Genomic DNA, 9,598 nt, shown 5'->3' on the forward strand with positions numbered 1-9,598 from the left:
GTACACACCATGAGCGCGCACGACGACATCCTCGCCTTCGCCCATATCGGCGATCTGCACATCACCGCGGCGGACGCGCCCAATGCGCGGGACTTCGACGCCATCGTCGCACAGCTCGCGGAAGCGGATGGGGTCGATTTCGTTTATCTGCCCGGCGACAACGCCGACAACGGCACGCTGGAGCAATACGCCCTGGTCAAGGCTGGGCTGGAGCGCCTGAAGCAACCGTTCCACGTCATTACCGGCGACCACGACATGGAAGGCGGCAGCCTCGACGCGTTTCATGCCGGGCTTGGCGTCAGGCGCATGCCCTATGCGGTGGACGTGTCGGGCATCCGCTGCCTGTTCCTCGACATGTGCGGCCCCGGCACCGGCGGCCCTGACTTTCGCCTCGGTGCCAAACAGCTTGCGTGGCTCGAAGGCGAGGTCCAGGTGGCCGAGCGCGACGGCCTCGACTGCGCGCTGTTCATGCACAGCTACCCGGCCGATCTGACCGGCGACGGCGAAGCCGAGCGCGTCGGCCACCTGATCTCGTCGTCGACGGTGCGGCTCGTCGAGATGGGCCACACCCATTACAACGAACTCTCCAATGACGGCCGCACCATCTTTGCGGCCACGCGCTCCACCGGCCAGATCGAGGAAGGCCCGGTGGGCTACGCGGTCGCCGCCATCGATCGCGGCGTGGTGAGCTGGCGCTTCAAGGAGCTGAACCGGCCCTGGCCGTTCGTCCTCGTCACCGCCCCGGCCGATCGGCGTCTCGCCCATGACAACGCGCATCTGGTCGGCGACACCGTCGAGGTTCGCGCCATCGTTCTGGGAGCCGAGGCGGTCACCACCTGCGCGGTCAGCGTCGATGGCGGTCCGTGGTACCCGATGAGCCGCGCCGAGGGCGACCGTCGCTTCCGGGCGAGGATCGCGTGGCCGCAGACTGCGCGCCGCCTCGTGGTGCGGGCGCGCAATGCCGGCGGCGGCCAGGACGAAGATGTCGTCGAGCCGACTCGCGACCGCAGCGCCATCCCGGTCTCGAAGGGCATCGGCAGCGATGCCGATTCCGTCGGGTCCTGGCCCGAGAAGGGCCTGCTCGGCACGCAGCTCGGCCCCAACCGCAACGGCCGGCCCTGGTAGGGCACGCGTCCCACCACCGTCGACCCACTCCCCGACAAAAAGCCGAGAAGCGCCTTTCCATGCTCGCCCTGCCCATGCCGCCACACCTCGCCACCTGGATCATCGCAGGCCTCGCCACCCTCGGCGTGATCGTGCGTCCGTTCGCTTGGCCCGAAGCGGTGTGGGCGGTGCTCGGCGCGCTGGCACTCCTCGTCCTCGGCCTGATCTCGCCGGCCACCGCCTGGGAGGGCGTGGCTAAGGGTACCGACGTCTACCTGTTCCTGATCGGGATGATGCTGCTCGCCGAGATCGCCCGGAAGGAAGGGCTGTTCGACTGGCTCGCCCGCATCGCCGCGCGCAAGGCGAAGGGGTCGGCGACCCGGCTGTTCCTGCTGGTCTACGTGGTCGGCACCGTGGTCACGGTGTTCCTCTCGAACGACGCCTGCGCGGTGGTGCTGACGCCGGCGGTCTATGCGGCCACCAAGGCGGCGAAGGTCGAGAATCCGCTGCCCTACCTGTTCATCTGCGCCTTCATCGCCAACGCGGCGAGCTTCGTACTGCCGATCTCGAACCCGGCCAATCTAGTTGTCTACGCCACCCACATGCCGCCGCTGGTGCAATGGCTCGCCCGGTTCGCGCTGCCCTCGGCGCTGGCCATCCTCGCCACCTACGTGGTGCTGCGCCTGACGCAGAACGCTGTGCTCAAGACGCAGACCGTCGCCACCGACGTCGAGGCCTCGGCCCTGTCCGGCACCGGCAAGGTCGCGGGCGCGGGCATCGTCGCCACCGCCGGCGTGCTCATCGCGGCCTCTGCCTACGGTCTCGAGCTCGGCCTGCCGACCTTCCTGGCGGGCCTGGCGACGACGCTTCTCGTCCTGGCGATCAAGCGCAGCGGGGCAGTGGAGGTGATCAAGGACGTGTCCTGGAGCGTGCTGCCCCTGGTGGCCGGGCTGTTCGTCCTGGTCGAGGCGCTGGAGAAGACCGGCGTCCTTAAGACGATCGCCGACACCCTGAAGGCGATCGCGCACGGTTCGCCCACCGAGGCGGCCTGGGGCGGGGGCGTACTCGTCGCGGTCCTGTGCAACGTCGTCAACAACCTCCCCGCCGGCCTGATTGCCGGCGCTGCGGTCCAGGCCGCGGACGTGTCGGAGAAGATCGCCGGCGCGATTCTCATCGGCATCGACGTCGGACCGAACCTGTCGGTGACCGGCTCGCTCGCCACCATCCTGTGGCTCACGGCGATCCGTCGCGAGGGCGAGGATGTGAGCTTCTGGCGCTTCCTCAAGCTCGGCGCCTTGGTGATGCCGCCGGCCCTGCTGCTGGCCCTGGCCGGCCTGCTTCTGGTGCCCTGACCATCCTGTTCTGACATCGCCTCAGCTTCCCGACCCGCCCGGAGGGCCGCCGTCTTGAACCCGATCCTGCTCTATCCCTTCATCCTGGTCGCGGGTGCGCTTCAGGCTGCCGGCAATTCCATGAACGCGCGCCTGCGCGTCGGCCTCGTGAATCCCTGGCTCGCCGCCACCGTCTCGTTCGTGCTCATCGTCTTCGTGTTCACGACGGTGTTCTTCATGATGCCGGTGCCGCTGCCGACCCTGGAGACCCTGGGGCGTATGCCCTGGTGGGCGCCGCTCGGTGGGGCGGCCGGCGCGGTGGCGGTGTTCGGCGGCCTCGCCTTCGTCGACAAGGTCGGGGCCGGCCCGTTCAACGGGCTTCTGATTACGGCCAACATCCTGACCTCGCTCGCCATCGACCATTTCGGCTGGTTCGGCATGGCGCCGCATGCGGCCGGCTGGGCGCGTATCCTCGGCGGGACACTGATGGTCGGCGGCATCGTGCTCATCGCCAAGTCGACGGCGCAATCGGAGGATGGCGAGGCCAAGAACGGGGCCAAGGCCGGTCACGGGCTCAACCCCGCGCTGCTCTACCCCTTCATTCTCGTTGCGGGCGTCCTGCAATCCGTCGGCGTGTCGATGAACGCGGTCCTGCGCGGCAGCGTGGTCAATCCCTGGCTCGCCGCCATGGTGTCGTTCCTCCCCGTGGTCTTCGTCTTCGCGACCATGCTGGCGGTGCGCCCGACGCCCCTGCCGAAATCTGAGGACGTGGCGGCGATGCCGTGGTGGGCGCCCTTGGGCGGCATCGCCGGCGCGGTGGCGGTGTTCGGCGGCCTGCTCTTCGTCGATACGGTGGGGTCGGGCCCGTTCAACGGGCTGCTGATCACCGCGAACCTGCTGACCTCGCTCGCCATCGACCATTTCGGCTGGTTCGGGATGTCGGTGCACAAGGCCGGGAAGGAGCGGATGGGCGGCGCCGGATTGATGGTCGCCGGCATCGTTCTGATCGCCGCACTCTGAGGTTGGGGCGGACGTCTACCCCACGCGTTTACGTCGACATGCGGATAGGTGCGTATAAGCACGGGAAATGGTCGCTTTTTCGACCCGCCTCATGCTAGACCGCAGGTATCCCGCCTGAAGCCGATCCGCGCGAAGGTGTGTGGACTGCCCTTCCTGCCGCCCGATCGCCGTTCTATACGGTTGATCCGGGGCGCGTCGTGACCTCATCGGTCGCTGAGCCGAGCGAACAGTTTCGCTGTGGCCCGCACACGATGGTGCGCGCGATCGTGGGAGGGTTCGAGGACAGGAATGCGATGAGCGAAGAGACCGACGCCCGGACCCGATCCGAAGAGCGTGCCGAGCGTGCCGAGCGCATGGCCAAGGAAGGCGCCCAGGCGATGGCCGAGCACCTTGCCTCGGTCAAGGCGGTCGATGAGCGGACTGTGAAGCTGCGGGCCCTGCGCCTGGCCAAGGAAGCCGCCGATGCGGAGGCCAAGGCGGCTGCGGCTGCCGCGGCTCCGCCGAAGCGCAAGCGCTCGTGATCTTGCGCTCCTGACACGGCTCCCCGGAGGACAACGAGATGGCATTCGAGCGCACCCGTCGCCCGAGCGACCCGCGCCAGGCGGCCGAGGCCGCCTTCAAGGCCGCGACCACGAAATCGCCGGAGGTGGCCAGGGCCGCGCCTGCGCCCGCGCCCGTCCCGGTGGTGGGCCAGAGCGCCGCCCCGGTGCCGGGCGCCCGCGAGATGGTGACCCTGCGCATCGACCGGGCCGTGCTGGAGCATTTCCAGAAGGACGGTCCGGGCTGGCAGGACCGAGTCAACGCCGCGTTGAAAGCCTTCGTCGGGCTCTGATCCGGCGCGCCGCGCGATCCGATCCCACCCGCTTCCTCATCCTGGGGTGCCGCGTCAGCGGCCTCGAAGGACACCTCCGCTGCGCTGCGGCGCCTCAGGGTGAGGCAGAGATCGGGAGAAATTCTCTACGGTCCGAGTCCCGCCGAGTGTCCGACCGAGGCCCTATCCGAATCCACCACGCTTGAGCCGCATGATCGTGCGGTCGAGTTCGCCGAGGAAGGCGGAGCGGTCGCGGGGCGAGAACGGCTTCGGCCCGCCGGTGATCGCTCCGGCCTCGCGCAGGTCCTGCATCAGGTTGCGAGTCGCCAGCGCCATGCCCACCGAGTTCTCGCTGAAGGGCTTGCCGGTGGGGCCGATCACTGAAGCGCCCGCCTTCACGCAGCGGGCGGCAAGCGGCACGTCCGCGGTGATCACGACGGCACCGGGGCGCGCGCGCTCGGCGATCCAATCGTCGGCGGCATCGAAGCCGTCGCTCACCACCACGCGTTCGATCCACGATTCCCGCGGCAAGCTCATGAAGCTGTTGGCGACCACGGAGACGTGGAGGCCGTAGCGCCCGGCGACCCGATAAATCTCATCCTTCACCGGGCACGCATCCGCGTCGACGAAGACGATGATGCTCCTGTCGGCATCGCTCATGGCAGAGCGACGATGCGGGCGACGAGGCCGTCCGGCGGCCCCACTGCGGCAGTGGCCCGCTCCAGGGTTGAGACCCGGAACGGTTGCCCGCGCCCGCGCAGGGCGTGCGCGCCGAGGGAGCGCGCGAAGATGCCCTCCGGCAGGGTCGGCAGCCGGGCGAGGAGATCGTCCGAGATCAGGATCTCGGTACCGAGCGGGCGGCACAGAGCCTCGATCCGCGCCGTGACGTTCACGGTATCGCCGAAATAGGCGATCTTGTGCCGATCGACCCCGACTTCCGCCGTGACGATCGACCCGCCGTGCAGAGCGGCCCGCAGACGCGGCACCGTGCCGAAGCGCGACTGCCACGCCGCGGCCTCGGCCTCGATCCGGTCGAGCACATCGAACACGCACGCGACGCAGCGTGCGTTCTTCAGCCCGCGCGCCATCGGCCAGGTGATCATCGCCATGTCGCCGATGTAATCGTCGGTGGAGCCGGCGTTGCGCCGCACCGGTTCGGCCAGAGCCGCGAACACCGCGCCGAGATATTCCTGCGCCTTGAGGTCGCCGTGAGTCTCGGCGAAGGCGGTGGAGCCGACGACATCGAGGAACAGGAAGATGCGCTCCTCCCGCACCGGCCGGTGATAGCGCCCCACGAGGAAGTTGACGAACACCTCCCCGCCGATGAGGTCGCGCATCCGGATCACGAACACCAGGAGAGCTGAAACAGCGAGCGAATAGGCCAGCACACGCGGGGTGATTTTCACCGCCTCGGACAGGGAATCCGTGGTGAGCCCGAGCGCCCAGACCACCAGCCCGCCAAAAGCGATGCCCGCCGCGATCATCAGCACATAGGCGAACTCGGCCGCCGGCACGTAGAGCTTGGCCGGCATCCGCCGCATCCGCGTCTGCAGCCCCCCGAGGATCAGCCCCCGGTCGAAGGCCAGCGTCGTGCCGCCCACCGCCAGGCCGTAGGCGAGGCCGGCCAGGGGCGTCGCGCCTCCGACGAACAGCATGTTGTAGAGCAGTCCCGCCCCGCCACAGGCGACGAGGATCAGAAGCCAGAACCAGCGGTGTTGCGGAAGCATCAGACGCCAGCCTGCCGGCGCAGGCGAAACGCCCCCGACGGCCTTGCGCGACGGACGAAGCAAGCGGCGATGCCCACGGTGACCCCTTCGACGATGGCTGAGGCGACGGAGCAGCCCATGGCGGAACGCCCCCTCTGGGGGTCGGCGCCCCGAACCCGTCACCCTTGATCACCGACGCATGATGGCGCGATTATGGCCGAGGGCGTGGGGAGACGCCATCCTGGGTGGCGTGGGTGACTCGAGATTCATCCGCCCGGATGAATGTTCCGGCCGCATTCCATCATCGGAGCACTGGTCAAATCTATAAGCCCGCAAAAGGTCAATGTATCTTCAAAAAATGCCCAAATTAATCATTAAAACGACCTATTTAATTATGCGTCAGCGCTTCTATCTATTTTATTAGATTGATCCATAACAAACATCGTAATGTCGTTCCTAGATGCAATATGCTTTTATTCTATAATAATCTTACGAATAATTACATATTAATATATCTGCTTTATTACTTAAATATATTAAATAATTTCACTAATTCAGACTCTATAAATCAAGGCACAGATTTATTTTAAGCAATTAGGACGTTTTTGCTGACGCTCATATAATTTTTGCGCAGCTGAGCTCGAATTCTAGAACCCATGAAAATTCCCCTAACAAACCAACACCTTCATTCCCACCGGGTTAACACCCCTTAAACCCGCCGTATTTACCGTGCGGAACCGGGCCTGCGCGATGCGCGGAACTCCTGGGACAGACGGAACGCATGGCGAAGGGACGCGGACACGCGGGCAGGGGTGAGCCGAACTTCGACGTGCCGGAAGGCCGTGTCGCGGGGCCGGCCGATCTCGACCTGCGCCTGTCGCGTGCCGATCGCGCGGGGGGCGGCGTGGCGAGACGCGAGAGCGGCAACGGGAAACGGGCTTCGGACGACGCGCCGCGTCGGGCCACTGCCCCCAAGAAGATGTCCCGAAAGGTCCGGCGGCGCTCGATCGTCGGGCGGCTGGTCTATGGCAGCCTCGTCCTCGGGCTGTGGGGGGTGATCGGGGTCGCGGGCCTCGTCGCCTATCACGCCTCGCAATTGCCGCCCATCGACCAGCTGGCGGTGCCCAAGCGCCCACCCAACATCGCGATTCTGGCGAGCGACGGATCGCTGCTCGCCAATCGCGGCGAGACCGGCGGCCGCGTGGTCGGCATCAAGGAATTGCCGCCCTACCTGCCGCGCGCCTTCGTCGCCATCGAGGATCGGCGCTTCTACGGCCATTTCGGCGTCGACCCCGTCGGCATCCTGCGCGCCATCGGCCAGAACCTGACCCGCCGCGGCGTGGCGCAGGGCGGCTCGACCCTGACGCAGCAGCTCGCCAAGAACCTCTTCCTCACCCCGGAACGCTCCGCCTCGCGAAAGATCCAGGAGGCGATCCTCGCTCTGTGGCTGGAGCACAAATACTCGAAGGACGAGATCCTCGAGCTCTATCTCAACCGGGTCTATTTCGGCGCCGGCGCCTACGGCGTCGAGGCGGCGGCGCAGCGCTATTTCGGCAAGCCGGCCAAGGCCGTGACCTTGGCCGAGGCGGCGATGCTCGGCGGCCTCGTCCAGGCGCCCTCGCGACTCGCCCCCAACCGCAACCTCCCCGCGGCCCAGGCCCGGGCGGTCCAGGTGCTCGCGGCGATGGAAGAGCTCGGTTTCGCCAAGCCGGCGGACGTGAAGCTGGCGCTGGCCAATCCGGCCCGGCCCGCCAGCGTGCGCGGCGGCGGCTCGGCCAATTACGTCGCCGACCTCGTCATGGACGTCCTCGATGATTTCCTGCCGAAATTCGACGCCGACATCGTCATCGCGACCACGGTGGATACTGGCCTGCAGGCCGCCGCCGAAAAGGCCCTGGTGGACGAGCTGAACCAGAAGGGCACGCGCTACAATGTCGGGCAGGGCGCGCTCGTCTCGATGAAGCCCGATGGCGCGATCCGCGCGCTGGTGGGCGGGCGCGACTACGCGCTGAGCCAGTTCAATCGTGCAACCACGGCCAAGCGCCAGCCCGGCTCCGCGTTCAAGCCCTTCGTCTATCTGGCGGCCGTCGAGCATGGCCTCACCCCCGATACGGTGCGCGACGACGCGCCGATCAGCATCAAGGGCTGGAACCCGGAAAACTATTCGCGCGATTACCGCGGCCCGGTCACCTTACGCGACGCGCTCGCCCTGTCGCTCAACACCGTGGCGGTACGTCTCGGCCAGGAGGTCGGCCCGAAGGCCGTGGTCCAGACCGCCCAGCGCCTCGGCATCTCGTCTCCGCTCCAGGCCAACGGCTCGATCGCGTTGGGTACGTCGGAGGTGACACCGCTCGAGATGGTGGGCGCTTACGCGGCCTTCGCCAATGGCGGCACCGGTGTCATCCCCTACGTCATCGCCACCGTGAAGGCGGCCGATGGCAAGGTGCTCTACAAGCGCAAGGATGGCGGCCTCGGCCGCGTCATCGAACCCGGAGCGGTCTCGATGATGAACGCGATGATGCACGAGACCTTCGTCACCGGCACCGCCAAGAAGGCCGAAGTGCCGGGCTGGGATCTGGCCGGCAAGACCGGGACCAGCCAGGACTTTCGCGATGCCTGGTTCATCGGTTTCTCCTCGACCCTGGTGACGGGCGTCTGGCTCGGTAACGACGACGGCGAATCCACCAAGAAGGTCTCGGGCGGCAACCTGCCCGGCGAAATCTGGAAGGCCTACATGACCACCGCGCTCAAGGGTCAGACCCCGACGATGCTGCCGGGGGCCAGGACCTGGCGCAATCGCGGCCCGGCGGAGGCGCCCGCCACCACCGGCAGCACACCCGGCGGCCTGATCGGTGCGCTCCTCGGCGAGCCGCAAGCGGCCGCTCCGCCCCCGCGGGTCGCCACCGCCAACCCGCGCCGGTCCGGCCCGAGCCGGGACGACCGCAACTTCCTGGAGAAGCTGTTTGGTGTCGGTGAGTAGGGAGTGGGTAGGCTCGGTGTGAGCCGCTACCTCGTTTGTCGAGTGAGGAGAACCGTGGCGCTGCCACACCGATGCGGTGGGTGCCCGGTAGCGTATGACCCTGCGACCTGGCGGTAGCGGATTGGAAAGCTCCCGGGTCCCCTCCCCTGTCGGGGAATGGGTCGTGCAATGTCTTGGCCTCACATCTGACAACGCAAAAACGGCGGAGCCTTGAGGCTCCGCCGTTTGTATGTGGTTTGGTGTGTAGTTTTGGTTGCGGGGACAGGATTTGAACCTGTGACCTTCAGGTTATGAGCCTGACGAGCTACCGGGCTGCTCCACCCCGCGCCAAGGACGTATCGTTTATCGGGAATGTGATGTTGTTCTTGTCCTGTGCAGGTCTGGCGGCGACCGACTCTCCCGTGTCTTGAGACACAGTACCATGGGCGCTGGTGCGTTTAACGGCCGAGTTCGAGATGGGATCGGGTTCTGGGCACACCGCTCAAACCACCAGACCGGCGCAGGACAAGTTTTGGGTTCTGTTCGGCAAGCTGACCGACAGCCGTTGGCTGTGGTCGTTTGGTCTTTGTCTCTCCGACCGGTCCGTCCTTGACGGACACGGATCATGAGAACGATCAAGTTCAATCGAGCGATTAGTACTGGTAAG

At 66.7% G+C, this 9,598-nt stretch carries 8 protein-coding genes, 1 tRNA gene and 1 rRNA gene; 6 read left to right on the forward strand and 4 right to left on the reverse strand.

Going from position 1 to position 9,598, the window contains the following annotated elements:
- Positions 1–9: 9 nt before the first annotated feature.
- The 5 genes from G3T14_RS09505 (at position 10) to G3T14_RS09525 (ending at position 4,287) form a co-directional block, all read left to right on the forward strand.
- Complete coding sequence (locus G3T14_RS09505) at positions 10–1,125, forward strand: metallophosphoesterase (protein ID WP_163642039.1); 1,116 nt, start codon at positions 10–12, stop codon at positions 1,123–1,125.
- Positions 1,119–2,456 carry an arsenic transporter gene (locus G3T14_RS09510; protein ID WP_281409800.1) on the forward strand — a complete coding sequence of 446 codons (1,338 nt, stop codon included), beginning with the start codon at positions 1,119–1,121 and terminating at the stop codon, positions 2,454–2,456. Before G3T14_RS09505 ends, G3T14_RS09510 begins: the two co-directional genes overlap by 7 nt.
- Before the next feature lie 54 nt (positions 2,457–2,510).
- On the forward strand, positions 2,511–3,455 hold the full coding sequence (locus G3T14_RS09515) for a DMT family transporter (protein WP_163642043.1): 945 nt from the start codon (positions 2,511–2,513) through the stop codon (positions 3,453–3,455).
- 293 nt (positions 3,456–3,748) lie between these two features.
- On the forward strand, positions 3,749–3,976 hold the full coding sequence (locus G3T14_RS09520; protein WP_163642045.1) for a hypothetical protein: 228 nt from the start codon (positions 3,749–3,751) through the stop codon (positions 3,974–3,976).
- A gap of 38 nt (positions 3,977–4,014) precedes the next feature.
- On the forward strand, positions 4,015–4,287 hold the full coding sequence (locus G3T14_RS09525; protein ID WP_163642047.1) for a BrnA antitoxin family protein: 273 nt from the start codon (positions 4,015–4,017) through the stop codon (positions 4,285–4,287).
- 162 nt (positions 4,288–4,449) lie between these two features.
- On the opposite strand, the gene G3T14_RS09530 is transcribed toward G3T14_RS09525, so the two are convergent.
- Together G3T14_RS09530 and G3T14_RS09535 are read right to left on the reverse strand one after the other, a co-directional pair.
- Positions 4,450–4,926, reverse strand: coding sequence for a YaiI/YqxD family protein (locus tag G3T14_RS09530; protein WP_163642049.1), 477 nt, complete (start codon positions 4,924–4,926; stop codon positions 4,450–4,452).
- Positions 4,923–5,993, reverse strand: coding sequence for an adenylate/guanylate cyclase domain-containing protein (locus G3T14_RS09535; protein ID WP_163642050.1), 1,071 nt, complete (start codon positions 5,991–5,993; stop codon positions 4,923–4,925). The genes G3T14_RS09530 and G3T14_RS09535 overlap by 4 nt, the downstream gene beginning before the upstream one ends.
- A 760-nt stretch (positions 5,994–6,753) precedes the next feature.
- On the opposite strand from G3T14_RS09535, the gene G3T14_RS09540 reads away from it, so the two are divergent.
- Positions 6,754–8,952: a PBP1A family penicillin-binding protein gene (locus G3T14_RS09540; protein ID WP_163642052.1), complete on the forward strand. Its 2,199-nt coding sequence runs from the start codon at positions 6,754–6,756 to the stop codon at positions 8,950–8,952.
- A 250-nt stretch (positions 8,953–9,202) separates the two neighbouring features.
- Here G3T14_RS09540 and G3T14_RS09545 read toward each other — a convergent pair.
- Together G3T14_RS09545 and rrf are read right to left on the reverse strand one after the other, a co-directional pair.
- Positions 9,203–9,279 (reverse strand) — tRNA-Met (locus G3T14_RS09545).
- Positions 9,280–9,330: 51 nt separating this feature from the next.
- Positions 9,331–9,446 (reverse strand): 5S ribosomal RNA (gene rrf / locus G3T14_RS09550).
- Positions 9,447–9,598 lie beyond the last annotated feature (152 nt).

Origin of the sequence: Methylobacterium sp. BTF04, assembly GCF_010692745.1 — a bacterium.
In the GTDB taxonomy this organism is placed as follows: domain Bacteria; phylum Pseudomonadota; class Alphaproteobacteria; order Rhizobiales; family Beijerinckiaceae; genus Methylobacterium.